This is a genomic window from Sorangium sp. So ce1014, assembly GCF_051521505.1.
In the GTDB taxonomy this organism is placed as follows: domain Bacteria; phylum Myxococcota_A; class Polyangia; order Polyangiales; family Polyangiaceae; genus Sorangium.
This window is the reverse complement of sequence record NZ_CP150356.1, coordinates 4470363-4496133: the sequence shown is the minus strand read 5'-3', so window position 1 is coordinate 4496133 and position 25771 is coordinate 4470363. Positions and strand designations below refer to the sequence as shown.

Here is a 25771-nt window from a genome sequence, read left to right as displayed (position 1 = left end):
GACATGGTGTCGCATCTGGGACAATGGATCGCATGAACGCGCGAAGCCAAGAGGGGCGGAGCACGATGGGGCTGACGCTCCAGCTCTGGCTCATGCTCCTCGTGCCGATCGTCCTGGCCGTGACGCTCTACGGGGCGGCGATCCACACGAGCCGGCACCGGTTCCTCCGCAGCCAGGCGGCCGCCGAGCTGCGCCACCACGCGAGCCTCGTCGAGGCGGCGATCGGCGGGGCCGTGGAGCGCGGCCAGGTCGAGCTGCTCAAGCACCGGATCGAGCGGCTCGCGCAGGCCGACCGTATCCTCGGGATCGCGGCGTTCGACGCGGCCGGGGTGCCGATCCTCGTGACGGATCCGATCGCCGGCGAGGCGGCGGCGCTCGCGGCGCTCGCGCGGAGGGCGCTCGCGACGGGCGCCGAGATCGAGGTGGAGCAGACGCTCGGCGGGGCGCCGGCGCTCGTGCGCACCGTCACGTTCTCGCAGCGCGGGCTGTCGGTCGTCGCCGTGGTCGTCCGGGAGCTCCGCTACCTGGACGCGTTCGCGCGCAGCTCGAACCGCGGGCTGGCGCTCGCGGGCGCCGCGCTCCTCGCCGCGACGGCGCTGATCGCCGCGTTCGCGAGCCGGGCGACGGTGGGGCGGCCGGCCGGCGCGATCGTGGCCGGCGTCGAGCGGGTGGCGCGCGGGGAGCTCGGGGTGACGGTGCCCGAGGGGGGCGCCGAGGAGCTCCGGCGGCTCGCGCGGGCGTTCAACGCGATGACCGCCTCGCTCGCCGAGGCGCGCGCCCACCTGGAGCAGGAGCAGGCCGCCCGGGCCGCCGTCGAGCGCAAGCTGCAGCAGGCGCACGCGCTGTCGGCCGTCGGTCAGGTGGTCGCCTCGATCGGCCACGAGATCGGCTCCCCCCTCAACGTCATCCTGGCGCGCGCGCGCCGCCTCGCCGATCAGCCGGGCTGGCCCGAGGCGACCCGCGGCGAGCTGGAGACGATCGCCACGCAGTCCGAGCGCATCTCCCGCGTCGTGGCGCGGCTGCTCTCCATCGCCCGTCCGCCCCGGCTCCTCGGCCGCGGCAGCGACGTGGCCCAGGTCGCGCGCGAGGTGCTCGCGTTCCTCGGGCCGGAGTGCCGGCAGCGCGGGATCACGACCCGGATCGAGCACGACGAGGCGCAGGTCCACGTGGTGCTCGACGCGGATCACCTGTTCCAGGTGCTCTTCAACCTCTGCCTGAACGCGGCGCAGGCGCAGCCCCACGGCGGCGAGATCGCGGTGCGCCTCGCGCAGACCGACGGCCGCAAGGCGTCGTTCGAGGTCGAGGATCGCGGCCCGGGCGTGCCCCCCGGCGTCGCCGAGCACATCTTCGAGGCGTTCTTCACGTCGCGGGGCGATCGCGGCGGCACCGGGCTCGGCCTGGCGATCGTCGAGGGGGTGGTGCGCGAGGCGGGCGGATCGGTCGAGCTCGTCCACACGGGCCGCGGCGGCGCCTGCTTCCGCGTCACCCTGCCCCGCAGCGCCGCCGCGCCGCTCATCGCGCGCGGCGTGGGCGGCGTGGGCGGCGTGGGCGGCGTGGGCGTGGAGACCCGGGCGTGAGCGCGCGCGCGAGGGTGCTCGTCGTCGACGACGAGCTCGAGATGGTGAAGCTCGTGGCCGACATCGCCCGCGACATGGGCCACGAGCCGACGACGCTGACCGCGCCGCTGCTCGCGCTGCCGCTGCTCGAGGAGCGCGAGTTCGATCTCGTCGTGACCGACGTGCGCATGCCCGAGATGGACGGGATCGAGCTCATCGAGCAGATCGCGCGCTTCGACCCGCGGGCGGCGATCATCGCCATGACGGCGTTCGGCTCGATCGACACGGCGGTCCGCGCGATGCGCGCCGGCGCGTTCGACTACCTGCCGAAGCCGTTCCAGCCCGCGGACATGGCGCTCCGGATGGAGCGGGCGCTCGGGCAGCGGGCGATGACGGTCGAGCTGACCGAGCTGCGCACGGAGGTGGCGCAGCGGTTCTCGATCGCGGGGATGATCGGGCGCAGCCGGGCGATCGAGGAGGTGATCACGCTCGTGCGGCGCGTGGCGGACAACCCGGCGACGGTGCTCGTGAGCGGCCCGAGCGGGAGCGGCAAGGAGCTCGTGGCGCGCGCGCTCCACGGCGAGAGCCGGCGTCGCGCGCGGAAGTTCGTGGCGGTCAACTGCGCGGCGATCCCGGAGACGCTCATCGAGGCGGAGCTCTTCGGGGTGCGCAAGGGCGCGTACACGGACGCGCGCAGCGATCGGCCCGGGATGTTCCAGGAGGCGGACGGCGGGACGCTGTTCCTGGACGAGGTGAGCGAGCTGGCGCTGCCGCTCCAGGCGAAGCTCCTGCGCGCGCTCCAGGAGCGCGAGGTCCGCCCGGTCGGCTCGGTGTCGTCGGAGCCGGTCGACGTGCGCGTCATCGCGGCGACGAACCGCGATCTGCGCGCGGCGGTCGCCGAGCGCGCCTTTCGCGAGGACCTCTTCTACCGGCTCGCGGTGATCGAGATCGCGATCCCGCCGCTCCGGCACCGGACGGACGACATCCTGCTGCTGGCCGAGCACTTCCTTACCCGCGCGGCCGCGCACGCGGGCAAGCCGATCGCGGGGTTCTCGGGCGCGGCGGTGAAGCGCCTGCTCGCGCACGACTGGCCCGGCAACGTCCGCGAGCTGGAGAACGCGATCGAGCGGGCGGCGGCGCTCTGCGACGGCGGTCGGATCTCCCCGGACGACCTCCCCGAGGGCGTGCGCGCCCGGCGCGGCGCGCCGGATTTCCTGGAGGTCGCGGCGGATCGGCTGATGACGCTCGACGAGCTCCAGCGCGAGTATGCGCAGATCGTCCTGCGGCGCGTGGGCGGCAAGAAGCAGCGGGCGGCGGCGCTCCTGGGCGTCGACCGGCGGACGCTGCAGCGCTGGTTCGGCGGGGGGAGCGACGGCGACGAGGGGGCGTGAGGGAGCGCGCGCGGGATGGCGGGTGTGCTGGCGGCCTCCAGGCCATCGGATCCGACCTCCCCGGGGCAGCTGGCTGCCTCCAGGCCATCGGATCCGACCTCCCCGGGGCAGCTGGCTGCCTCCAGGACATCGGATCCGACCTCCCCGGGGCAGCTGGCTGCCTCCGGGCCATCGGATCCGGTCTCCCCGGGGCAGCTGGCTGCCTCCAGGACATCGGATCCGGTCTCCCCGGGGCAGCTGGCTGCCTCCAGGACATCGGATCCGAGCTCCCCGGGGCAGCTGGCTGCCTCCGGGCCATCGGATCCGAGCTCCCCGGGGCAGCTGGCTGCCTCCAGGACATCGGATCCGGTCGCCCCGGGGCAGCTGGCGTCATCGTGAACCCTGGCGAGCCGAGCTGCCGCTCCGCGGCACGGGCGCCGATGACAACCGCCGCGCGCTTGCTCCGAGCAGCTCAAGAGAGCCTTCCGGCGCCACAAGGATGCCGGACTCAACGGCGCCGAGCTGAGCGACTCGTCGCTGCTCCTCGTCATCTATGCGATCGAGTGCGGCCTCAAGCGGGTCCTGCTCGACAGGCGAGGCAAGAAGACCACGCTCAAGCTCGACAAGGACGACCTGACGCACCACCTCGACGAGCTGCTCCGACTGGTCGGCCAGACGCCGCGCTTTCACGCGGTCAGGTTGGTGGAGCCCGACGAGGACGTGGGCCCGGACCGGATCCACGAGGCGCTGCGCTACGGGCGGCGCCTGTCCGTGGATTCCCGTAGAACGCTCCTGATCTCGGCAAAAGCGGTGCTGAAGTACCTCGAGGAGAACATCCGATGACCCCGTTGTACACATGGCGAGACGTGGAGCGCGCCCTGCGAGGCGAGGAGGCTCCGCCCTGGCTCGAAGTCTCGGCGGACCTCGAGGCGCTCAACGTCACGTGCGCGCCTGGACGCCGCGCGGACGTGGCGAGGCGACTCGCCGATGTGTTCGGACCCAAGATCGCCGTCGATGGCCTGACGCTGGCGCTCGAGTCGACGCTCAACGCACCCCGATCGCTCCGCATCGAGATCCACGAGTCAGGCGAAGACGCGACGCCGTCGCCTCACGTGGTCCGCCCCCTCTGGACCGACGCCAAGGAGGTCCCGGGCCATATCCATCCGCTCCCCGAGGGCTCTCCGAGGCTCGCCGCGTTCTATTCGTACAAGGGCGGCGTCGGCCGTACGACCACGCTTCTGGCCACCCTCGGAGCGCTGGTCGAGCCGCCCCCGCGAGGGGGCCATGTGCTCGTGGTCGACGCGGATCTCGAGGCCCCGGGGCTGACGTTCGAGATCCCCGGCCCCCCCGACCGCTTCTGCCTGCTCGACTTCCTCGCGCTCGTGCACGACGCGGACGACTGGCGCGCCGTGCTCCCGCTCGCCACCGAGCGGCTCCGCCTGAACAGCGAAGGGGTGGAGCTCTCCGGGGGTCGCGCCACCTTCTATTTCCTCCCGTCCCACCGCGACAAGGAGCAGCTCTTCGCGCAGCCGGTCACGATCGAGCAGGTCGTGCGAGGACCGGGGCGGGCGCACGTCATCGCGGAGGCGCTCGCGGCGCTGGGTCAGGCGCTCGGCGTCGATGTTGTCCTCCTTGATCTCCGCGCGGGCGTCACCGAGCTCTCCTCCCCTCTCCTGCTGGATCCGCGGGTCCAGACGATCCTGGTGACGTCGTGCAGCGGGCAGTCGATCCGGGGTACCACCTTCGTGCTGGAGCGTATGAGGAGCCGCGTGCGGAAGGAAAGGCGCCCCGAGGTGGTCCTCTCGATGATCCCTCCCTCCTTCACGAGCGAGGCCATCGCGCGCCTCTCCGGTGATTTGCAGGACTCCATTCCCCACGCCGCGGACGACATCGCGGAGGAAGCGGTGCAGGGCAACGTACATGAAGCCCGCTTCGCGGAGGAGCTCATCCGGTTCGATTCCGTCGAGCAGCTGCTGCGCGATCTGCTCCCCGGGACAGACCTGGGGAAGCGCGCAGCGCCCCGGCTCGCGGCGCTGCTCGCGCCCCGGGTGACGCCCGCGGCCACGCCCTCACCGGCTCCATCGGCACGCGGCCTGAAAGCGGTCGCAGCGGAAGCCAGGAAGCTCGAGTACGCGGAGGGCAACGCCAAGCTCGGCCTCCTCGTGACCCCGGCCCTCGCGGCGCTGGTCGATCAATTCCCCATGGGCCTCCCCGCCGCCGTGGTGCTGGGCGCGAAGGGGGCCGGGAAGACCTTCGCCTGGGGTCAGATGGTCCTGGCCGGCGACTGGCGGAAGTTCTCCACGCTGGTCTCCAGCAGCGCCCCCGCTCTTCCGCTCCCGGGTCAACATCAGGCCTTCGTCTTTCCTCTCCTCAGCCCGGTGAACAAACAGCCGGATCTCGCCGCGAAGGTGGCGGACGCCGAGCGTCTCGTCTGGGAAGCCCTCGGCCCGCGCCCTCCGGGCACGGAGGCACCGCTCACCGAGGACGCGATGCGCACCGACCTCGATCGAGCCCCCACGCGGGACACGGACGACACGGAGTTCTGGAGCCGGCGCGTCGCCGCGCGGCTCGGTCTTCCAGAGACCGCCGGGGTGAGCGTCGAGGCCGTCGCCGCCGCGCTCGCCAAGCGCGGCGTGGCCGTGTGCCTCGCGATCGACGGAATCGAGGACTCGTTCCAGCCCGGCCCCCAATCCCCCCTCAGCGAAGGCCAGCAACGTCTCCTGCGAGATCTGCTCCAGCGCTTCACGCTCCGGGTGCGCGACCTCCGCTCGGCCCACCTCGGCGTCGTCACCTTCGTGCGCCGCGATCTCGCGCAGGCGGCGATCGTGCAGAATTTCGGCCAGTTCGAGGCGCTCCATGGCAAGTTTTCCATCGTCTGGACGTCGACGGAGGCGCTGCGGCTGGTCGCCTGGATCCTCGATCGCGCGGGGCTCCACGTCATCGATCCGGAGCGCATCCCGCTCGCGCCCTACGACGAGCTGCGCGAGGGACTCAAGGCCTTCTGGGGCGACCGCCTGGGCTCCGAGCGATCCCGCGAAGCCCACACCGATCGCTGGGTCGTCGCCGCCCTGTCCGACTTCCAGGGCCGCCTGCAGGCCCGCGATCTCGTGCGGCTCGTCCGAGTTGCGGCGGAGAAGGTGCCCGACGAGCCGAAGCTGACGCCGCGATCGCTCCGCGATGCGCTCGTCGAGTGCTCGGCAGCGAAGATCAAGGAGATCGAGGTCGAGATCCCCGGCCTCTCGCCTCTGTTCGAACGTCTTCGCAAGGCGCCCGAGGAGCGGCGAAAAATCCCTTTTCAGGCGGAGGATTTCGATCTCGCGCGCGCGGACGTCACCTTTCTCGAGACCCACGGCGTGGTCATCCGTGTCGAGCAGGATGAGCTCTATCTCCCCGAGATCGTGCGGCACGGTCTCGGCTTCCGCATGGACAAGGGTCGCCGCGCCCGCGTCCTCGCCCTCTACCGCGCCGCGCAGGCCCGGCGCCCGTGAACCGGCGCCAGCGGGTCACGCGTCACGCGACGGGCGGCGGCGGAGGCGGCGAGGGCCGCTCGCCCTCGAGGCGCCGGCGCACGTACCCGAGGTGCAGGTAGAGCTGGTAAAGATCCGCCATCGCCCCGAGCGGGACCGACACGGCGGCGAGGTCGTCCTCCAGCTGCCGGAGCGTCGCGATCATCTCGGCGCGACGCGCTGGCTCCACCGGGCGCGAGAGCTCCCGCTGCGCGCGGCGCAAGATCTCGTAGTGGCGGTAGATCCGCGCGTTGATGCGCCAGGTGTAAAGGGGCTGCGCGATCTTGAAGATGGAGAAGAGCACCGTCGCCAGGGGCAGCAGCATGAGCTTGAGCCGGCTCACCATCGACGCCGGCCAGAAGGGCAAGACGCGCCGCAGGAACGAAGGCCCTTCCTCGTGGTAACGCCGCGCCTCGGGGTGGAGCGGCGCCTCCACGAAGCGCGCGGACGGGAACTCGCCAGGCGCGTCGAGGAGGTTGCCCGGCTCGTGCGCGGCGCGCGCCGCCTCGATCAGGAGCGGGATCAACGCGGGGTGGAGCGTCGCGTTGGCGAGCAGCGCGGCGGGCGGGGCGAGCAGGGAGCTCGGCGCGGGCGGGATGTTGCGCTCGAGGTCGAGCAACCCCTCGCTGAGAGGGACGCTGGAGAGGTAGGGATACCGGCGCACGAAGCTGTCGTGCCGGCGCAGGCTCATGAGGTGCACGCCCTCGGCGCGGATCAGCTCCTGCACCTGCGCGGAGCCGGGGCCGACGATGAAGAACGCGGCGTCGATGCGGCCAGCCTGCAGCGCCTCGGCGGCCTGCCGATCGGGCAAGCCCTCGAAGGGCGCGCCGGCCGCGGCCTGCGCGCCGGCGGTGACGCCGCTGTCCGCGAGCAGCCGCTGCACGACCGCGCGGGTGCCGCTGCCCTCGGGGCCGATGGAGAGGCGCTTGCCCGCGAGATCGTGGAGGCGATCGTCGGCCTGGTCGCCGCGGTGGAAGATCCAGAGCGGCTCGCGGTAGAGGCTGGCGAGGCTGCTCAGGCGATCGCGGGCCTCGGACGGCATGGCGCCGCCCTGCACGAAGGCGAGCGAGACCCCGCTCGCCGGATCGAGCAAGAGCTCCACGTTCTCGGCCGAGCCGGCCGTCTCGCGGATCTCGAGGGTGATGCCGACCCCGGCCAGGTACGCGCGGTACTGCTCGGCGAAGGCGTTGTAGCGGCCGGTGGGCTGGCCGGTGGCGATGGTCACGAGGCGGGGCGGCGGGGGCTCGACGAAGAGCAGGTAGGTCACGACGAGGGCGACGACGCCGACGAGCAGGAACGGGGTCCAGACGCGCAGGAGCTCCCTGCGGTACCCCTCGGCGACGTCGCGGCGGAAGACGAGCTTGATCATGAGCGGCTCGCCTGGACCTGTCCGCCTCGACGTGGACCCGCGCCCGCCTCGTTCGCGCGCGGACCGCCGGCGCGACCGGGGGTGCCAGGGAGCGCATGATGACCCCGTTGGGATCCCCCGGACAACACCGTTGCTCGATGGGTTCTCAGGCGCCGGCCGCGCGCGATCCGGGGCAGCCGAGATGGCACGTGTCGTGCTGTTGTGCCCGCAGCGTCCGAGGTGGGCTGACGACGCGCATGCTCATCGTGCGGATCGAGAGCGACTGCGGGGCTGCGCCTCGCCGCGCGAAGGTGAATCGCCCCGCTGTGCAGCAAACGGCCACACGACCCCGCGGTTCGCTCGGACCGACAGAGGAGGAGAAGAAGGAATGAGCCAGATTCAGAAGGCCTCGCGGCGCGCTGCGTTCGCGAGCGAAGTGGCCCGCCCGGTCAAGCGGGTGAGCGGCCGGACGGCGGCTGCGCGCACGCCGCTCGCGGTGCGCACCACGGGCGTCGAGATCGGCCCCGACGTGCGCGAGTACGTGCGGGAGCGCCTCGGCCGCAGGTTGGGCAAGTTCGCCATGCACATCGAGCGCGTCAGCGTGCGTCTGGAGGACGTGAACGGGCCGCGGGGCGGCGTGGATACGGCGTGTCGCATCAAGGTGGTGCTGAGCGGGCTCGAGAGCGTCGTCGCCCAGGAGGTCGCGGCGGTGCTCCGCGAGGCGATCGATCGAGCGAGCCACGTCGCCGAGCGCGCCGTCCGCCGCGCCATCGGCCGCTCGCGGCCGGCAGCCCAGGCGCTGCGCGGCGCGGGGCGGAGCGCCTCGCCCCCGCCCGCGCGCAGGGCTCGCGCCGCCGCCGACGGTGCGGCCGCGGGCCGGCGGCCCAAGCGCCGGCCGCTGCCCCTGCCCGAGGACGGCAGCCTGATCGGCCGGCGCGTCGGTCGCCACGCGGACAACCTCGCGCGCGCGGCCGAGCGGCCCGACAAGGAGCGGCGCGACGCCACGGTCGACACGGCGCAGCCCGGCTTCAGCGCCACCGACCGGCGCGCCGGCGGCAGCTCGACGGCCGCGCGCAACACGAAGCTGAACACCTCGCGCGCGTCCGCCACCCTCGAGGACTCCGCCAAGGACCGCCCCTCGCGCAAGTCGACGCGCAAGAGCGAAAACCGGCAGAAGCAGGACAACAACCTGCGACAGCGGCAGACGCGCGCGGCGCGCGCTCCGAAGACCCGGGCAGCGAAGGCCGCAGCGGGCGCCTAGCGCCACCCCCCGACGCGCCGGACGGGGGGCCCACGCCCCGCCCGCATGTCCGTTCAACCGTCGCGATCCACCCTGCGGTCCAGGACCTCCATCAGCGCAACGGTCCTGCGCAGGCTGCCCCGGTGGCGCAGCGCGCTCGCCAGCGGCGCGCGTCGGCGCACGGCGGCGCGCCCCGCGCCCGCGCCCGCGCGCCCCGCGCCCGCGCCCGCGCGCCCCGCGCCCGCGCCCGCGCGCCCCGCGCCCGCGATGGAGCCGCCCGCCGGCGACGCCCCGATCGGCCCCGAGAGCAGAGGCCCGGCGGACCGCGGCGCGGCGCGCCCGGGCCGGACCGCCGGTTCCCTGTCGAGCGGCGCGCGCGGGGTCGCCTCGCCGTCCTGACGCCGCTCGCGCCGCTGACCGCGCGCCGCGCCGAGCCATGACACAAGCGCGAAGAGCAGGAAGAGCCCGATCAGCAGATCGGCCAGGCTCACGGGTGCCCGCCCCGCGGCTGCAGCGCCTCCGGGGTCCCGTCGGCGCTGGTCACGTCCGAGGCGATGGCGCCGCGCATGTCGGTGTCCGCCTGGACGTTCTTCATCCGGTAATAATCCATGATACCGAGGTTGCCCCGGCGGAACGCGTCGGCCATGGCGCGCGGCACCTCGGCCTCGGCCTCGACGACCCGGGCGCGCATCTCCTGCTCCAGCGCGACCGCCATCGCGCGCCGCTCCTCCGCCTTGGCCTGGGCGATCTGCTTGTCCGCGTTGGCCTGATCGATCTGCAGCTTGGCGCCGATGTTGGCGCCGACGTCGACGTCCGCGATGTCGATGGAGAGGATCTCGTAGGCCGTCCCCGCGTCGAGCCCCCGCGAGAGGATGTTCTTCGAGATGTGATCGGGGTTCTCGAGCACCTCCTTGTGGCTGGCCGCCGAGCCGATGGTGCTCACCATCCCCTCGCCGACCCGGGCGATGATGGTCTGCTCCCCGGCCCCGCCGACGAGCCGATCGATGTTGGTCCGGACCGTCACGCGAGAGACCGCGATGAGCTGGATCCCGTCCTTGGCGACCGCCGCGATGCGGGCGGTCTCGATGACCTTCGGGATCACGGACATCTTCACCGCCTCGAGCACGTCGCGGCCGGCCAGGTCGATGGCCGCCGCGCGCTTGAACGGCATCGGGATGTTCGCCTTGTCCGCCGAGATGAGGGCGTTGACCACGCGCACCACGTCGCCGCCGGCGAGGAAGTGCGCCTCGAGGTCGTTGACGGAGATCGCGAGCCCCGCCTTGACCGCGCTGATGCGCGCCGTGACCACCGTGCCCGGCGGGACGCGCCGGAAGCGCATCCCGATGAGCGAGAGCAGCCCGACGTACGCGCCCGAGGCCCAGGCCGCGATCCAGAGCGGGATCGGGATCATGTAGAGCCCGATGAACAGCGCCGCGAACAGCAGCAGGACGAGCCCGAACAGGCCCAGATCGATCCCCATCATCTCGTCACCCCCCCTTCCCCTTCCGCCGCGATCCGGCGCACGACGACGCGGTTGCCCTCGACGCGGATCACCTCGACCGCCTCTCCAGCCGCGATGAACTCGGCCTCGGACACCACATCGACCCGCGCCCCGCCGAGGCGCGCGATCCCGGCCGGCCGGAGCGTCGAGGCGGCGATGCCGCGCTCGCCCGGGCGCGGCCGGCTCGCCGGGGGCTCCTGGCCGGCGGCGACGTCGGCGCCGAGGCTCGTCTCCAGGACCAGCCGACGCCCGAACGGGAGCCGCGGCAGGAAGCGCAGCGCGACGAGCGCGCCGGCCAGCGCGAGCGCGATGGACAGCGCGACCTGGGCGACGGCCTCGAGGGCGCGCTCGAGCGTCACGCCGGCGCCGACAAGGCTCATGCTCAGGCCGGCGAGCAGCGCGATCGCGCCGAGGACGCCGGCGATCCCGAAGCCGGGGATCACGAAGACCTCGAGGCCGATGAGCAGCACGCCGGCCGCGGCGAGCGCGATCTCCTCCCAGCCGACCAGGGCCAGCAGCCACTGCGCCCAGAAGAACAGCACGAGGCAGGCGACGCCCACGAGGCCCGGGACGCCGAACCCCGGCGTGCGCAGCTCGAGGAGCACGCCCATCATCCCGAGGCTCAGGAGGAGCGAGCTCACGGCGGGCATCGTCAGGAACCGGAGCGCGCGCTCTGCCCAGCTCGGCGACACGGCGTGGATCTCGGCGCCCTCCAGGCCGAGCCGGGCGAGCACGGCGTCGATGTCGTCGGCCTGGGCATCCGCGACGCCGAGCGAGAGCGCCTCGGCGGTGGTGAGCGTGAGCAGCTTCCCCGGCCCCACGACCCCCTCGACGACGACGTCCTCGTCCACCATCGCCTCGGCGAGCTCCGGGGGGCGCCCGCGGCGCTCGGCGGTCGAGCGGAACTCCTTCCTGACGTACGAGGTCGCCTTCTCCCCGGCGGGCTCCATCCCCTCCGCCCCGGCGCGCACCGGCGCCGCGGCGCCCAGGGTCGCGCCGTCGGCCATGACGATCTCCTCCGCCGCGAGCGCGATGAGCGCGCCCGCCGAGATCGCCCGCGGGTCGACGAAGACGACGGTGCGGAGCGGGGTCGCGAGCAGGGCGTCCCGGATGACGATCGCCGCGTCGACGCGCCCGCCGAGCGTGTTCGTCGGCAAGATCAGCGCGCGCGCCCCTGCCGCCTCGGCCCCGGCGATCGCCCGCTTCACGAAGGCCGACACCCCGGCGTCGATCTCGCCCTCGATCGGCGCGACGTGGACCCCCGGCGCGGCCGCGGCGCGCGCCGGCGACGCGAGGAGCGCGGCGACGAGCGCGAGCCCATACGGAATCCAGCGCAGAAGCCGCGCGCACGGGCGCTCTCCCCTCAGCGACACGCGTCACCCCCGGCCGGAGATCTAGGGCGGAGATCGACTCGACGGAAGCGCGCCGCTCACGCGGGCGAGCGCGGGCGGCCGCGGGCGAGCGCGGGCGGCCGCGCCGTTCGGGCCGCGATGGCGCGCCCGAGTTGCCTCGAGCATGAAATCGGTCCAATCGAGGTCATGAAATCAGCAGCGACGCGGCGCCAGCCCGAGCTCCGCCGCCCCAGGCAGGTGAGCCTGAGCACCCTCCTCGGGGCCGCGACATTCGTCCTCACCGGGACCGCGGTCGCCGTCGCCGCCGCGCTCACGGTCGCCTCGACGGCCATGCAAGAGGCCACCGTGATCCTCGGCGACGCGGTCGAGAGCGTCCGCCTGGCAGAGAGGCTGCAAGTCGACCTCTTCCTCGATGCGCATCAGATCCGCCGCGACACCCGGGTGGGCAGCGGCGGGGCGATCTCCACCTTCGCGGAGCGGGAGCACGCGCTGAGGAACGGCCTCGCCGAGGCTCACCGCTACGTGAGCAGCCCGGAAGAGAGCAGCATGCTCGAGGACGCGGAGCGGCGCGTCGACGCGTACCTCACCCGGCGCCGGTCCGCCGACGCTGGCGGCGCGGTCGCCTCGCCGGCCACGCTGGCGCCGGCCGTGGACGAGCTCGCCTTCGAGGACGCCTTCGGGGCGCTCGACCGTCTTGTCGAGATCAACCTCGATCAGGCCCGCGCATCGCAGGCGTTCGTCGCGCGCCTCGACCGGCGCGCGACAACCACCGGCGTCGCGGCCGCCACCTTCTTCATCGCCGGCGCGGCCCTGGTCCTCCTCAGCGCGCGGCGGCTCGTTTACGGCCCCATCGTCTCGATCCAGGAGGCCATCGGCCGCTACGGCGCGGGGGACCGCGCCGCGCGCGCGCCGGTCGTCGGGCCGCGCGAGCTCGGCGACATCGCGCGGGCCTTCAACGGCACGGCGGAGTCGCTGGAGCGCCAGCGCGAGGCGCAGCTCGCGTTCCTCGGCGGCGTGGCGCACGACCTCAGGAACCCGCTCTCGGCGCTCAAGATGTCCGTGAGCTTCCTCAACCTCGACGGTCCGCCGCCGGATCCGCGCGTCCACCGGACCATGGCGCTCGTCGGGCGGCAGGTCGATCGCCTCGAGCGCATGGTCGGGGACCTCCTCGACGCCTCGCAGATCGAGGCGTGCAAGCTCGACCTTCGGGTCGAGGAGCGCGACCTGCGCGAGCTCGCGCAGGAGGCCGTGGAGCTCTATCGCCCGGTCTCGCCGGAGCACCCGATCGAGCTCTCGCTCCCCGAGGCGCCGGTGCTCGTCCGCTGCGACGCGACCCGGATCGAGCAGGTGCTGAACAATCTCCTGTCGAACGCGCTCAAGTACTCTCCGGCCGGCGGCCAGGTCGACGTGGCGGTCCACGGGCGCAAGGACGGCGCCGAGGTCACGGTCCGCGATCGGGGGGTCGGGATCCATCCGACCGATCTGGGGCACCTCTTCGAGCCGTTCCGGCGCCTCAAGGCGTCAGCGGGCGCGATCCCGGGGACGGGCCTCGGGCTCGCCGTGGCGAAGCGCATCGTCGAGGCGCACGGCGGTCGCCTCCGCGTCGAGAGCGAGCCCGGCGCCGGCTCGGTGTTCCGGGTCGAGCTGCCGCGCGCGTCCTGACGGGGCGTGCCGCCTCCCGCCGCGAGCGACCGCGCGGCTCGGCGGGGACGGTGGCTTGACACCGCCCGTCGCGGCGGCGTGAATGCCGAGCGTGGATCCATCGCCGAGCCCGTCGTCGCGGCCAGCTGCGCCGCGCGCTGCTCCGTCCGGCGCCCCTGCCCCGTCGCCGCAGACGGTCACCTCGATGCTCGCGCAGCCCGCGCCGGTGGTCGCCGGCGTCCTCGCCGCCACCGTCAGGCTCCGGAAGCGCGCCGTGTGGATGCGGTCGGCCCCCCTGCTGGCCGGCAGCACCGTCCTCCTCGGGTTCGACCTCGCCCTGGCGATCACGCCGCGGGTCTCGGCCGCGGTGACCGCGCTGGAGACGCTGCTCGTGCCGGTGTGGCTCGCGGCCGTGATCGCGCTCGACCGCGCGCGAACGGCGCGCCCCGGCGCCCGGGCCGAGGCCAGGAGGCCCCGGCTCGCCCTGTTCCTGCTCGCGATCATCCTGCTGCTCGCGTGCATCGGCGAGAAGTGGCTCCTCTTGCTCGGACAGCCGGCCGGGGATCCGGGGCAGCGGGGCGTCGTGCTCTACCGCTCGTACACGGTGCTCGCGTTCCTCGTGGCCCTCGTGGCCTTGCTGGGGCGCCGGCCGCTCGAGCGGCTCCTGGCCACGGCCGCGGAGCACCCGGCCCGGCTCATGGTGGTGTCGTTCGGGGTGGCCACGCTGCTCGGCAGCTTCCTGCTCACCTTGCCGCAGTCGCTCCGGGACATCGCGGACGCCTCGTTCATCGACGGCCTGTTCATGTCCGCGAGCGCGGTCTGCGTGACCGGGCTCGCGGTGCACAGCGTCGCCGAGACGTACACGCCGTTTGGCCAGGCGGTCCTGCTCCTCCTGGTCCAGATCGGCGGGCTCGGGATCATGGTCCTGTCGACGTTCTTCGCCATCGTGGCCGGCAGGCGGCTCAGGCTCCGCGACGCGGCGGTGATGGCCGAGATGATCGACGCCGACTCGTTCGCCCGGCTCCGCCGCAACGTCGCCGCGATCGTCCTGTTCACGCTCGGCATCGAGGCGGTGGGCGCGCTCGCCTTGCTGTTCAGCTTCCTGCCCTACCACCAGATCGCCTCCGGGCCGGTCCCCGGCGAGCCCCTCTCGGGCGCCGGCGATCACCTCTGGGCGGCCGTCTTCCACTCGGTCAGCGCGTTCTGCAACGCGGGCTTCTCCCTGTTCGGCGGGGGGCTCGTCCCGCTCGTCGCCTCGCCCGCGGTCTCCGGCGTGGTGGGGACGCTGGTGATCCTCGGCAGCCTGGGCTTTCCGGTGCACGATGAGCTCCTGACCCGGCTCCGGCTGCGGCTCCGCGGTGAGCGGTCGGCGCGGCTGTCGTTGCACAGCCGGGTCGTGCTGCTCACGACGGCGGTGCTGCTCGTGGTCGGGGCGGCGAGTTACCTGCTGCTCGAGTGGCGCCGGTCGATGGGCGAGCTGTCGTGGCCCGTGAAGGTGCTGGCGAGCTTCTTCCAGTCGGCGATGACGCGGTCGGCGGGCCTCAGCACGATCGATTACAGCCTCATGGGTCCGGCGGCCTGGATGCTCACCTGCATCCTGATGTTCATCGGCGGGGCGCCGGGCTCGACCGGTGGCGGGATCAAGCTCACGACGTTCGCCGCGCTGTTCGCGGCGCTGCGCGCCGAGCTGCGCGGCGAGGAGGTGCCGCACCTCCTCGGGCGGGCCCTGCCGGCGGCCACGGTGCGTCGCGCCCTGGGGGTCGCGTTCCTCAGCATGGTGCTCGTCTCGGGGTTCCTGCTGGTCCTGCTCGCCCTGGAGCCGCACAACCCGATGGGCATCGCGCTGGAGACGGTCAGCGCGTTCGCCACGGCCGGGCTGTCGGCCAACGTCACGCCGTCGCTGAGCGCGCCGGGGAAGCTGGTCATCACGCTGGCGATGTTCATCGGCCGCATCGGGCCGCTGACCCTGGCGCTGGCGCTGGCGAACCAGGGGAGGACGCGGAGCTACCGGCTGCCGGAGGAGCGCGTGGGGATCGGGTGAGCCGGGGGAGCCGTCCTGCCTTCCCATCTTCATGTCCAGCTAGAGCCACGACCGGACAGCCGCGCGCACCGCTCGGGAGGGCGGCTTGACACCGCCCGTCGCGGCGGCGTGAATGCCGAGCGTGGATCCATCGCCGAGCCCGTCGTCGCGGCCAGCTGCGCCGCGCGCTGCGCCGTCCGGCGCCCCTGCCCCGTCGCCGCAGACGGTCACCTCGATGCTCGCGCAGCCCGCGCCGGTGGTCGCCGGCGTCCTCGCCGCCACCGTCAGGCTCCGGAGGCGCGCCGCGTGGATGCGGTCGGCCCCCCTGCTGGCCGGCAGCACCGTCCTCCTCGGGTTCGACCTCGCCCTGGCGATCACGCCGCGGGTCTCGGCCGCGGTGACCGCGCTGGAGACGCTGCTCGTGCCGGTGTGGCTCGCGGCCGTGATCGCGCTCGACCGCGCGCGAACGGCGCGCCCCGGCGCCCGGGTCGAGGCCAGGAGGCCCCGGCTCGCCCTGTTCCTGCTCGCGATCATCCTGCTGCTCGCGTGCATCGGCGAGAAGTGGCTCCTCTTGCTCGGGCATGCGGCCCAGGACCCGGGGCAACGGGGCATCGTGCTTTACCGCTCGTACACGGTGCTCGCGTTCCTCGTGGCCCTCGTGGCCTTGCTGGGGCGCCGGCCGCTCGAGCGGCTCCTGGCCACGGCCGCGGAGCACCCGGCCCGGCTCATGGCGGTGTCGTTCGGGGTCGCCACGCTGCTCGGCAGCTTCCTGCTCACCTTGCCGCAGTCGCTCCGGGACATCGCGGACGCCTCGTTCATCGACGGCCTGTTCATGTCCGCGAGCGCGGTCTGCGTGACCGGGCTCGCGGTGCACAGCGTCGCCGAGACGTACACGCCGTTTGGCCAGGCGGTCCTGCTCCTCCTGGTCCAGATCGGCGGGCTCGGGATCATGGTCCTGTCGACGTTCTTCGCCATCGTGGCCGGCAGGCGGCTCAGGCTCCGCGACGCGGCGGTGATGGCCGAGATGATCGACGCCGACTCGTTCGCCCGGCTCCGCCGCAACGTCGCCGCGATCGTCCTGTTCACGCTCGGCATCGAGGCGGTGGGCGCGCTCGCCTTGCTGTTCAGCTTCCTTCCCCACCACGAGATAGTCTCCGGGCCTGTCGCCGGCGCGCCCCTCTCGGGCGCCGGCGATCACCTCTGGGCGGCCGTCTTCCACTCGGTCAGCGCGTTCTGCAACGCGGGCTTCTCCCTGTTCGGCGGGGGGCTCGTCCCGCTTGTCGGCTCGCCCGCGGTCTCCGGCGTGGTGTCGGCGCTCGTGATCCTCGGGGGGCTCGGCTTCCCGGTGCACGAGGAGCTCCTGCGCCGGGCGAGGCTGCGGCTCCGCGGCGAGCGCCCGCCGCGGCTGTCGTTGCACAGCCGGGTCGTGCTGCTCACGACGGCGGTGCTGCTGGTTGTTGGGACCGCGGGCTTTCTGATGCTCGAGTGGCGCCGGTCGATGGGCGGCCTGTCGTGGCCCGTGAAGGTGCTGGCGAGCTTCTTCCAGTCGGCGATGACGCGGACGGCGGGCTTCAACACGGTGGATTACGGGCTCATGGGCCCGGCGACGTTGATGCTCGTCTGCATGCTGATGTTCATCGGCGGGGCGCCGGGGTCGACCGCGGGCGGGGTCAAGGTCACGACGGTCGCCACGCTGTTCGCGACGCTGCGCGCCGAGCTGCGCGGCGACGAGGCGCCGCACCTCCTCGGGCGGACCCTGCCGGCGGCCACGGTGCGCCGCGCCATGGGGGTCGCGTTCCTGATGGTGGTGCTCGTCTCGGGGTTCTTGCTCGTGATGCTCGCCCTGGAGCCGCACAGCCCGATGGGCCTCGCCCTGGAGACGGTCAGCGCGTTCGCCACCGTCGGGCTGTCGGCGAACATCACGCCGTCGCTGAGCGCGCCGGGGAAGCTGGTCATCACGCTGGCGATGTTCATCGGCCGCATCGGGCCGCTGACCTTGGCGCTGGCGCTGGCGAACCAGGCGAGAGCGCGGAGCTACCGGCTGCCGGAGGAGCGCGTGGGGATCGGGTGAGCGGGGGACGGGGCGCGCGGGAGCAGGGGGCGAGCGCTCAGGAGCCGGTCGTGGCGAGGAGCGCCCTGGCGTCGCTGACGACGGCGGCGCGGCGGATCCAGCGGTCCAGCTCGGCGATGTCGGTGCTCGCGAGGACGCGCTCCCGGACGTCGACGGGGACCTCGAGGCCGCGGGCCTCGAGGAAGGCGAGGACGTCGTGCGCCTTGGCTTCGAGGATCCCCTGCTGCCGCCCCTTCTCCACGCCCTTGGCTACATAGCTGCGCGCGAATTCACTCTGAAACTCGTATCCGCTTTTCATCATCGCCTCCAATATCCGCCTCGCCGCTGCGTTCAGCGAGGATAGCACCAGGTCTCCGTACAGGGCGCGGCGCTCCTCATCGAGCCCGGCTGCCGCCGCCAGGAAGGCCACGCCGATCGCCTCCGCCGCCGCGCTCTGCCCGTGCGCCATGGCCGAGAGCACGGCCACCTCGGGCGCCGCCTTCGCCTGCTCGGCGTCGGTGACGACCGGGACGCCCTCGGGGCCGAGCACCAGCGGCGTCAGCGTCAAGCCGGGGTGGCCCGTGTCGATCGGCTGCGAGCACCATCGCGCCATCGCCGCTTCGATCGTCACGACGAGCAGCCGGGTCGGACAGCGGTGCCGGGCCCTCGTCTGGACGACGTACACCGGCCAGACGTACGGCTTGTCCGGGTCCACGCCGAGCTGGACCTCGACGACGATCGCCATCGCGGGCCGCCGCTGGTCGCCGACCAGCAGCACGACGATGACATCCGCCCGGCGATCCGAAGGCACGATCTCGGTGAGATCGGAGGACTCGACGCGCGCCTCGGTGAAGGCCGGGATCGGCTGGCCGAGCGCGTCCTGCAGCATCTCGGCGGCCAGCGTCGGCCGGTTCTTGAACAGCTCAACCAGGGCTTCATGGGTGACTGAGGGCATGGGGCCGTCTCTCGGGTAGGTACAGGCATGCTGGTTTCAGCGGCGTGGCCGGCGCGTGCGGTGGGTCCCGCAGGGGCCGGTGCAGCCGCCTCTCATTCCTGAATTCCGGGCAGCTCCCCGGGCTCGTCACGTGAAGTGACCGCCGTGCGCCCCGACATCAGGCACAGGCCTTCACAAGAGGCGAGCGGACGCCGCGAACATTCCGCTCTTATTGGAACGCGGGTGCGATGGCCATCGGCCGGGGACGAACCGAGCGCCCGATGGCGATGTTCATCGGCCGCATCGGGCCGCTGACCCTGGCGCTGGCGCTGGCGAACCAGGGGAGGATGCGGAGCTACCGGCTACCGGAGGAGCGCGTGGGGATCGGGTGAGCGGGGGACGGGGCGCGCGGGAGCAGGGGGCGAGCGCTCAGGAGCCGGTCGTGGCGAGGAGCGCCCTGGCGTCGCTGACGACGGCGGCGCGGCGGATCCAGCGGTCCAGCTCGGCGATGTCGGTGCTCGCGAGGACGCGCTCCCGGACGTCGGCGGGGACCTCGAGGCCGCGGGCCTCGAGGAAGGCGAGGACGTCGTGCGCCTTCGTCTTCAGGGCGCCCTCTCGCATCCCCTCCTCGCGACCTTTCGCCACGTAGCTGCGCGCGAACTCACTTTGAAACTCGTATCCACTTTTCATCATCGCCTCCAATATCCGCCTCGCCGCTGCGTTCAGCGAGGATAGCACCAGGTCTCCGTACAGGGCGCGGCGCTCCTCATCGAGCCCGGCTGCCGCCGCCAGGAAGGCCACGCCGATCGCCTCCGCCGCCGCGCTCTGCCCGTGCGCCATGGCCGAGAGCACGGCCACCTCGGGCGCAGCCTTCGCCTGCTCGGCGTCGGTGACGACCGGGACGCCCTCGGGGCCGAGCACCAGAGGCGTCAGCGTCAAGCCGGGGTGGCCCGTGTCGATCGGCTGCGAGCACCAACGCGCCATCGCCGCTTCGATCGTCACGACGAGCAGCCGGGTCGGGCAGCGGTGCCGGGCCCTCGTCTGGACGACGTACACCGGCCAGACGTACGACTTGTCCGGGTCCACGCCGAGCTGGACCTCGACGACGATCGCCATCGCGGGCCGCCGCTGGTCGCCGACCAGCAGCACGACGATGACATCCGCCCGGCGATCCGAAGGCACGATCTCGGTGAGATCGGAGGACTCGACGCGCGCCTCGGTGAAGGCCGGGATCGGCTGGCCGAGCGCGTCCTGCAGCATCTCGGCGGCCAGCGTCGGCCGGTTCTTGAACAGCTCAACCAGGGCTTCATGGGTGACTGAGGGCATGGGGCCGTCTCTCGGGTAGGTACAGGCATGCTGGTTTCAGCGGCGTGGCCGGCGCGTGCGGTGGGTCCCGCAGGGGCCGGTGCAGCCACCTCTCATTCCTAAATTCCGGGCAGCTCCCCGGGCTCGTCACGCGAAGTGACCGCCGTGCGCCCCGACATCACGCACAGGCCTTCGCAAGAGGGCACCTGGCGGGGGATTTGGGGCGGGGTCGACGTGGGCTGGGCCACCGGAGAGCGGGTGCGGCAAGTGGGAGGGTCCGGGAGCGATCGGAGCTCCACGGCCGGCATGCGCCGGCAGGGCGGGCGCTGCCGGCGGCGACGGTGCGTCGCGCCCTGGGGGTCGCGTTCCTCAGCATGGTGCTCGTCTCGGGGTTCCTGCTGGTCCTGCTCGCCGTGGAGCCGCACAACCCGATGGGCGTCGCGCTGGAGGCGGTCAGCGCGTTCGCCACGGCCGGGCTGTCGGTCAACGTCACGCCGTCGCTGAGCGCGCTGGGGAAGCTGGTCATCACGCTGGCGATGTTCATCGGCCGCATCGGGCCGCTGACCCTGGCGCTGGCGCTGGCGAACCAGGGGAGGACGCGGAGCTACCGGCTGCCGGAGGAGCGCGTGGGGATCGGGTGAGCGGGGGACGGGGCGCGCGGGAGCAGGGGGCGAGCGCTCAGGAGCCGGTCGTGGCGAGGAGCGCCCTGGCGTCGCTGACGACGGCGGCGCGGCGGATCCAGCGGTCCAGCTCGGCGATGTCGGTGCTCGCGAGGACGCGCTCCCGGACGTCGACGGGGACCTCGAGGCCGCGGGCCTCGAGGAAGGCGAGGACGTCGTGCGCCTTGGCTTCGAGGATCCCCTGCTGCCGCCCCTTTTCCACGCCCTTGGCTACATAGCTGCGCGCGAATTCACTCTGAAACTCGTATCCGCTTTTCATCATCGCCTCCAAGTTCCGCCTCGCCGCTGCGTTCAGCGAGGATAGCACCAGGTCTCCGTACAGGGCGCGGCGCTCCTCATCGAGCCCGGCTGCCGCCGCCAGGAAGGCCACGCCGATCGCCTCCGCCGCCGCGCTCTGCCCGTGCGCCATGGCCGAGAGCACGGCCACCTCGGGCGCCGCCTTCGCCTGCTCGGCGTCGGTGACGACCGGGACGCCCTCGGGGCCGAGCACCAGAGGCGTCAGCGTCAAGCCGGGGTGGCCCGTGTCGATCGGCTGCGAGCACCATCGCGCCATCGCCGCTTCGATCGTCACGACGAGCAGCCGGGTCGGACAGCGGTGCCGGGCCCTCGTCTGGACGACGTACACCGGCCAGACGTACGACTTGTCCGGGTCCACGCCGAGCTGGACCTCGACGACGATCGCCATCGCGGGCCGCCGCTGGTCGCCGACCAGCAGCACGACGATGACATCCGCCCGGCGATCCGAAGGCACGATCTCGGTGAGATCGGAGGACTCGACGCGCGCCTCGGTGAAGGCCGGGATCGGCTGGCCGAGCGCGTCCTGCAGCATCTCGGCGGCCAGCGTCGGCCGGTTCTTGAACAGCTCAACCAGGGCTTCATGGGTGACTGAGGGCATGGGGCCGTCTCTCGGGTAGGTACAGGCATGCTGGTTTCAGCGGCGTGGCCGGCGCGTGCGGTGGGTCCCGCAGGGGCCGGTGCAGCCGCCTCTCATTCCTGAATTCCGGGCAGCTCCCCGGGCTCGTCACGTGAAGTGACCGCCGTGCGCCCCGACATCAGGCACAGGCCTTCACAAGAGGCGAGCGGACGCTGCAAATATTCCGCTTTTATTGGAACGCGGGTGCGATGGCCATCGGCCGGGAACGAACCGAGCGCCAGACCGGCTTGTCCGCCGAGATCACTGCACACCGGCAGCGAGTACGCCAGCCGCGGTGGACACCGGCGCCGCGAGGCAGGCGGGCTCTATGGGGTCGCCGAAGAAGTCCCGAACCCGAGGTCGTCCTCCCCGAGCCATGTCAACCTGGCGCCGGCTGGGACAAGAGCAGTCAGGATGTGCGACACAGTCGAGCACCCCGCTAGAAACGCCTGGAGCTCGTCGACACCATGAAAATGTCGAGAGTACGGTTCATCGAACCCCTCGATTTCAACCAGCACCCGGAAGTCCCCGCCCGAGACGGGATCGCGCTCTGGGAACCCGATACGAACGATGATGTCGTGAACGTCGCCCGATCCGGCCAGGGTCATCTGGAGCGTGCGCATCAGCGTTCTGGGATTCGTGTACGTGTCCATGGGTCAGTCCTTGCACCTCTTGAGGCCAGCAGCAGCCTCTTGATCGCGGCGAGGCGCCACGTGGTCGAGGTTCACCCTTCCGGGGGATGAATGGGCGGATCGAGCGTTCCTCCGCCCGCAAGCTCGAGCTTGTCCGCCACCATCTTGGCGATGAATCTCGTGGCATCCTGAATTGCGTACACCCAATCCACCTGTTTCAATCGCAGACTATCATCACACTTGAACCCGAGCACATCGACGGCAACGGACCATGTGATGCCATCTGGATCGGGGCGGACATCGCTGATTCGGAGCGTGATGGTTCGAGGTACGCTTCCATCTGCAGGCGTGAATATCGTAACGAGCTCAAGCATAGGCCCTCTTAACATTCGTCCTCAGCCCGTGCCCCATGTCCTGCCCCGGTTCCGGAGCGTTCTCCTACCGGAGGACGGCGTCAACGGGAATCTATGTTACAATTATGTCCATGCCACCATCGCGCGTGCGGTACAGGTGCAGGTCGTGCTCGGCGGATGTGCGCCGGCAGGCGACGTCCTCGAGTCCTTCGACGAGGCGCACGTGTCACGCCGGCGCTCGCCGGGGTCGGCGATGCTGGACGCAGGGCGGCGCCGTCCCGCCGCGCGCGCCACGCTCGAGCCCAGGCGAGGTCTGAGGTAGGCTTGCCCGCTCATGAGTCTTCTGCTCTCGATGACCTCTTGCCCCAACTGCGGGGCGCCGCTCTCCGTCGAGCCGGGGCGGCGCAACGTCATCTGCATCTTCTGCAACACGAGTCTCTTCGTCGAGCGGCCCGCCACCGGCGCCGCCGTCGCGCAGATGAGGGCCCAGAGCGTCTCGAAAGACGACATCGAGCGCGTCAAGCAGCTGCTCGTCGACGGCAAGCGCGACGAGGCCATTGCCCACTATGCGCGGGCAGCGTCCGTGCCCAGAGACGAAGCCGAGCAGGCCGTGGAGAGCGTGTTCCTCTCGGCCTACTGGACGCTCGTCCGTCACTTGCCGATCAACGGCTTCGGCGTCTTCCTCCACGCGGTCTTCGTCTTCGGGGGCGCCGGGATCGCCGCCTGGGCCGCGACACAGGCAGTCGAATCGCCGGCGTACCTGGCGCTCGTCGCGGCGGGGGGCCTGTTCGCGATTCTACAGCTCGCGCGGTTCCTGCGTCACCTCGCCTCCACCCTGGTCGCATCGTTCGGCTCCCTCGGCCGCGGGCGCGTCCTCCGTTGCTCGGTGGTGCGGGAGTTCGTGAAGCGAAATGGCTTCCTCGTCGTGGTCCTCTTCGAGGTCGTCCCCGACGACGGCCGTCCGGCCTTCGTCGACCAGGAGACCCTCCTCGTCGGCGAGGAGTCTCTCCGGAAGCTCTCGCCGGGCAACGTCATCCGCGTGCGCTTCGATGGCGCTCGCAAGCGCGTCTTCCCGGCCACCCCCGTCACCGTGCTGGCGACGGGGGTCTGACGCGGGGCGATCGCCGAAGAGCCGCACGGGGTACGGGCGCGGCCTGCTGCCCGCCTGTCAGCTTGAGCGCGGAAGGTCGCCGCTGAACGACCGCTGTACCGCATCGCGCACGGCTCCGACGTTCAGGAGCACGCGGTCGTCGGGTACGTCGGTCAGAACAACCGAGGTGTCCCCGTGCAGGTGCAGGTCGTGCTCGGCGGATGTGCGGAAGACCGCATGCGACGCTGGCCACCTGGCTCTCGGAAGGTATCCCGGGCAGGCCGCTCAGGCTACTGTTCAGACCGACATCCCATGACATCCACGTTCGTGCGACCCGCCATCGAGTCCGATCTGCCTCGCCTCCCCGAGATCGAACGCTCGGCCAGCGAGGCGTTCCGGGGGACAGACCTCGACTTCGACACCCTGACGAGCGTGACGCCGGCGGAGGGCTGGCGAGATGCGCTCCGGGCAGGGACACTCTGGGTGGTCGACGACGGCGCCGGCAACGCCATCGCGTTCCTGGGCGCCGAGGCGATCGGCGGCGAGCTCCACATCCGCGAGTTCGACGTCGCCCTCGACCGCCAGGGCCAGGGGTTCGGCCGGCGCTTGCTCGGCCATGTGATCGCGTGGGCGCGCACCGCGAAGCTCCAGGCGCTCACCCTGACCACGTTCCGGACCGTCCCCTGGAACGGGCCGTTCTACGCCGCCATGGGCTTTCGCGAGCTGTCGCCGGCCGAGATGTCCTCGCGACTCGTGGAGATCTTGAAGAAAGAGGCGCATCAAGGCCTCGACCCGGCGCAGCGCTGCGCCATGCGGCTCGACCTCGGCGCGACATGACGGCAGGCGACACGCGCCGACGCCGTGCGCCTCGCAGCGCGCGATGGCCGCCGGCCGCGTGGGGAGCGTCAGCAGGACTCCAGGAGATCACTCCTTCGACAGATACGCGACCATGAAGCACATCTCCTGATTCGTCCCCTCCCCCCAGGGCACGTCCTGCGGCGGGAGCTGGAACTGCCCCTCGCTCTTCGCCGTGTTGTCCCAGGTGCACTCGGCGACGAAGCGATCTCCAGTCCCCCAGCGGAGCGGCTCGTCGAACATGTAGAGCGCCTGGTGGTGGAACTCGAACTCGCCGCGCGCCGCGCACTCGTCCGCGCCGCCGTCGCGCTCGACCCAGGCCCGGTAAGAGCGGCCGAGCAGGTGCATGTGCGGCAAGAGGCCGTACACGAGCTGCGGCGGGCCCTCGTTCGGCGTGCTGCTCCGCTCGGTGTGCGCCCCGGCGCCGGCGGGGATCGTGAAAGGCACCGGGCCGAACACATCCATGTAGACCTCGGCGCGGGGCGGCTCGCTCGAGAGCTGCAATCGAACTCCCGACCTGTCGAGGCTGCTCGTGCCCCTGCGACCGAAATAATGCATCTGCAGGACGAGCTGCTCGCCAGGCTCGACACGGACGCCGGCGCCCTCCGGCAGCCGCGTCACCCCGACGCCGGGCGCCCAGCTGTGGAGGAGCTGCCAGTCGAGCTCGATCACCGGATCGCGACACGGAAACGCACGCGTCCCCGGCGCAACACCGTATCCGATGCCCGCGTCGCCCCCGAGATCCCTGTACACCGCCATGTGGTGCACCACCGCGGGATCGCCCACCGCCGCCTCGAACGCCGTGATCCAGGCCGGCGCCGTGAACGGGTTGTCGAGGACCACGCAGAAATACTCGTTGCCGTCGTCGTCGAGCGTCACCTCGTGCGCCTCGGGCATCTCGAGCGTGGCGTCGGGAGACGCGATGGCGTCCGTCGCGCGCTGCGGCGGCGGCGCATCGGAAGGATCGCCGAGCGGAGCGCCGTCGCGCGCCCAGGCGTCGAAACGAAGGCGCTCCTCGGCGGTGAGGCTCATCCGCTCGGCGCCTTCATAGCTGCGGCAGCTCGGGTCCAGCACCGGCGGCGGCATGTCCCCAGCGCCCACCCGAAGGGCCATGAGCGCGGCCAGCCGCCGCGCCGTCTCCACGTCCGTCAGCGCCACCCCGCCGACGCCCGCGCCATCGTGGCAGGAAGCACACGAGCGCTCCACCAGAGGCTGAATGTCCCGATACCACGTCACCTCCGGAACCGGCGGAGAGGGAGTCACCCCGTCATCGCCACACCCGGCCGCCCCCACCACCCCAAAGACAAACACCGCCGCGCTCCGTGCTGTGCGCACGGCTCTGCACCACGTCATCGCACACCTCCTGGCCTACCGGCTGGTTCAGGGGCCGCATCTCTCCGGCAGGCCCCTGTCAATCAACCGTTT

Annotated in this window: 23 protein-coding genes; 11 read left to right on the top strand and 12 right to left on the bottom strand. The window is 72.2% G+C overall.

What is annotated here, in order from left to right; all coding sequences use genetic code 11:
* The first annotated feature begins 32 nt into the window (after positions 1 to 32).
* Together WME75_RS17070 and WME75_RS17065 are read left to right on the top strand one after the other, a co-directional pair.
* The gene (locus WME75_RS17070) at positions 33 to 1577 is read left to right on the top strand and encodes an ATP-binding protein (protein ID WP_437492067.1); all 1545 of its coding nucleotides are present in this window, start codon (positions 33 to 35) and stop codon (positions 1575 to 1577) included.
* Positions 1574 to 2947 (top strand): sigma-54-dependent transcriptional regulator, encoded by a 1374-nt coding sequence (locus tag WME75_RS17065; RefSeq protein ID WP_437492065.1) that lies wholly within the window; start codon positions 1574 to 1576, stop codon positions 2945 to 2947. Before WME75_RS17070 ends, WME75_RS17065 begins: the two co-directional genes overlap by 4 nt.
* 369 nt (positions 2948 to 3316) lie before the next feature.
* On the opposite strand, the gene WME75_RS17060 is transcribed toward WME75_RS17065, so the two are convergent.
* Positions 3317 to 3616 carry a hypothetical protein gene (locus WME75_RS17060; RefSeq protein ID WP_437492063.1) on the bottom strand — a complete coding sequence of 100 codons (300 nt, stop codon included), beginning with the start codon at positions 3614 to 3616 and terminating at the stop codon, positions 3317 to 3319.
* 9 nt (positions 3617 to 3625) lie between these two features.
* Here WME75_RS17060 and WME75_RS17055 point away from each other — a divergent pair, with 9 nt between their 5' ends.
* Positions 3626 to 3769, top strand: coding sequence for a hypothetical protein (locus tag WME75_RS17055; protein ID WP_437492061.1), 144 nt, complete (start codon positions 3626 to 3628; stop codon positions 3767 to 3769).
* A complete protein-coding gene (locus WME75_RS17050) occupies positions 3766 to 6414 on the top strand; it encodes a KGGVGR-motif variant AAA ATPase (RefSeq protein WP_437492059.1) in 2649 nt (882 codons plus the stop codon). The genes WME75_RS17055 and WME75_RS17050 overlap by 4 nt, the downstream gene beginning before the upstream one ends.
* 22 nt (positions 6415 to 6436) lie before the next feature.
* Here WME75_RS17050 and WME75_RS17045 read toward each other — a convergent pair whose 3' ends face one another.
* Positions 6437 to 7801 carry a TAXI family TRAP transporter solute-binding subunit gene (locus tag WME75_RS17045; RefSeq protein WP_437492057.1) on the bottom strand — a complete coding sequence of 455 codons (1365 nt, stop codon included), beginning with the start codon at positions 7799 to 7801 and terminating at the stop codon, positions 6437 to 6439.
* Between the two features lie 367 nt (positions 7802 to 8168).
* Here WME75_RS17045 and WME75_RS17040 point away from each other — a divergent pair, with 367 nt between their 5' ends.
* On the top strand, positions 8169 to 9041 hold the full coding sequence (locus WME75_RS17040) for an HPF/RaiA family ribosome-associated protein (protein WP_437492055.1): 873 nt from the start codon (positions 8169 to 8171) through the stop codon (positions 9039 to 9041).
* A gap of 53 nt (positions 9042 to 9094) precedes the next feature.
* On the opposite strand, the gene WME75_RS17035 is transcribed toward WME75_RS17040, so the two are convergent.
* The 3 genes from WME75_RS17035 to WME75_RS17025 are packed head-to-tail and all read right to left on the bottom strand — an operon-like array spanning position 9095 to position 11894.
* Positions 9095 to 9511 carry a hypothetical protein gene (locus tag WME75_RS17035; protein WP_437492053.1) on the bottom strand — a complete coding sequence of 139 codons (417 nt, stop codon included), beginning with the start codon at positions 9509 to 9511 and terminating at the stop codon, positions 9095 to 9097.
* Entirely contained in the window at positions 9508 to 10500 is a 993-nt protein-coding gene (gene floA, locus WME75_RS17030) for a flotillin-like protein FloA (RefSeq protein ID WP_437494853.1), read from the bottom strand. Before floA ends, WME75_RS17035 begins: the two co-directional genes overlap by 4 nt.
* Positions 10500 to 11894, bottom strand: coding sequence for an NfeD family protein (locus WME75_RS17025; protein ID WP_437492051.1), 1395 nt, complete (start codon positions 11892 to 11894; stop codon positions 10500 to 10502). The genes floA and WME75_RS17025 overlap by 1 nt, the downstream gene beginning before the upstream one ends.
* A gap of 165 nt (positions 11895 to 12059) precedes the next feature.
* On the opposite strand from WME75_RS17025, the gene WME75_RS17020 reads away from it, so the two are divergent.
* Together WME75_RS17020 and WME75_RS17015 are read left to right on the top strand one after the other, a co-directional pair.
* The gene (locus WME75_RS17020) at positions 12060 to 13535 is read left to right on the top strand and encodes an ATP-binding protein (RefSeq protein ID WP_437492050.1); all 1476 of its coding nucleotides are present in this window, start codon (positions 12060 to 12062) and stop codon (positions 13533 to 13535) included.
* A gap of 184 nt (positions 13536 to 13719) precedes the next feature.
* Positions 13720 to 15555 carry a TrkH family potassium uptake protein gene (locus WME75_RS17015; RefSeq protein WP_437492048.1) on the top strand — a complete coding sequence of 612 codons (1836 nt, stop codon included), beginning with the start codon at positions 13720 to 13722 and terminating at the stop codon, positions 15553 to 15555.
* 39 nt (positions 15556 to 15594) lie between these two features.
* Here the strand turns inward: WME75_RS17015 and WME75_RS17010 are convergent, their stop codons facing one another.
* Entirely contained in the window at positions 15595 to 15876 is a 282-nt protein-coding gene (locus tag WME75_RS17010) for a hypothetical protein (RefSeq protein ID WP_437492046.1), read from the bottom strand.
* On the opposite strand from WME75_RS17010, the gene WME75_RS17005 reads away from it, so the two are divergent.
* Positions 15845 to 17605, top strand: a complete 1761-nt coding sequence (locus WME75_RS17005; protein WP_437492045.1) for a TrkH family potassium uptake protein — start codon at positions 15845 to 15847, stop codon at positions 17603 to 17605. The genes WME75_RS17010 and WME75_RS17005 overlap by 32 nt on opposite strands.
* A 37-nt stretch (positions 17606 to 17642) precedes the next feature.
* On the opposite strand, the gene WME75_RS17000 is transcribed toward WME75_RS17005, so the two are convergent.
* Complete coding sequence (locus tag WME75_RS17000; protein ID WP_437492043.1) at positions 17643 to 18539, bottom strand: hypothetical protein; 897 nt, start codon at positions 18537 to 18539, stop codon at positions 17643 to 17645.
* Positions 18540 to 18947: 408 nt separating this feature from the next.
* A complete protein-coding gene (locus WME75_RS16995) occupies positions 18948 to 19844 on the bottom strand; it encodes a hypothetical protein (RefSeq protein ID WP_437492041.1) in 897 nt (298 codons plus the stop codon).
* Between the two features lie 320 nt (positions 19845 to 20164).
* Between WME75_RS16995 and WME75_RS16990 the strand changes: the two genes are divergently transcribed.
* Entirely contained in the window at positions 20165 to 20464 is a 300-nt protein-coding gene (locus WME75_RS16990; protein ID WP_437492040.1) for a potassium transporter TrkG, read from the top strand.
* Between the two features lie 37 nt (positions 20465 to 20501).
* Here WME75_RS16990 and WME75_RS16985 read toward each other — a convergent pair whose 3' ends face one another.
* The 3 genes from WME75_RS16985 to WME75_RS16975 all read right to left on the bottom strand — a co-directional run bounded on the left by WME75_RS16985 (position 20502) and on the right by WME75_RS16975 (position 22422).
* Positions 20502 to 21398, bottom strand: a complete 897-nt coding sequence (locus WME75_RS16985) for a hypothetical protein (RefSeq protein WP_437492038.1) — start codon at positions 21396 to 21398, stop codon at positions 20502 to 20504.
* Positions 21399 to 21742: 344 nt separating this feature from the next.
* Entirely contained in the window at positions 21743 to 22069 is a 327-nt protein-coding gene (locus WME75_RS16980) for a DUF6968 family protein (protein ID WP_437492037.1), read from the bottom strand.
* Positions 22070 to 22140: 71 nt separating this feature from the next.
* Positions 22141 to 22422: a hypothetical protein gene (locus WME75_RS16975; protein WP_437492035.1), complete on the bottom strand. Its 282-nt coding sequence runs from the start codon at positions 22420 to 22422 to the stop codon at positions 22141 to 22143.
* Positions 22423 to 22735: 313 nt separating this feature from the next.
* Here WME75_RS16975 and WME75_RS16970 point away from each other — a divergent pair, with 313 nt between their 5' ends.
* Positions 22736 to 23512, top strand: a complete 777-nt coding sequence (locus WME75_RS16970; RefSeq protein ID WP_437492033.1) for a hypothetical protein — start codon at positions 22736 to 22738, stop codon at positions 23510 to 23512.
* Between the two features lie 291 nt (positions 23513 to 23803).
* Positions 23804 to 24328 carry a GNAT family N-acetyltransferase gene (locus WME75_RS16965; RefSeq protein ID WP_437492031.1) on the top strand — a complete coding sequence of 175 codons (525 nt, stop codon included), beginning with the start codon at positions 23804 to 23806 and terminating at the stop codon, positions 24326 to 24328.
* Between the two features lie 87 nt (positions 24329 to 24415).
* Here WME75_RS16965 and WME75_RS16960 read toward each other — a convergent pair whose 3' ends face one another.
* Complete coding sequence (locus WME75_RS16960; RefSeq protein WP_437492029.1) at positions 24416 to 25699, bottom strand: hypothetical protein; 1284 nt, start codon at positions 25697 to 25699, stop codon at positions 24416 to 24418.
* Positions 25700 to 25771 lie beyond the last annotated feature (72 nt).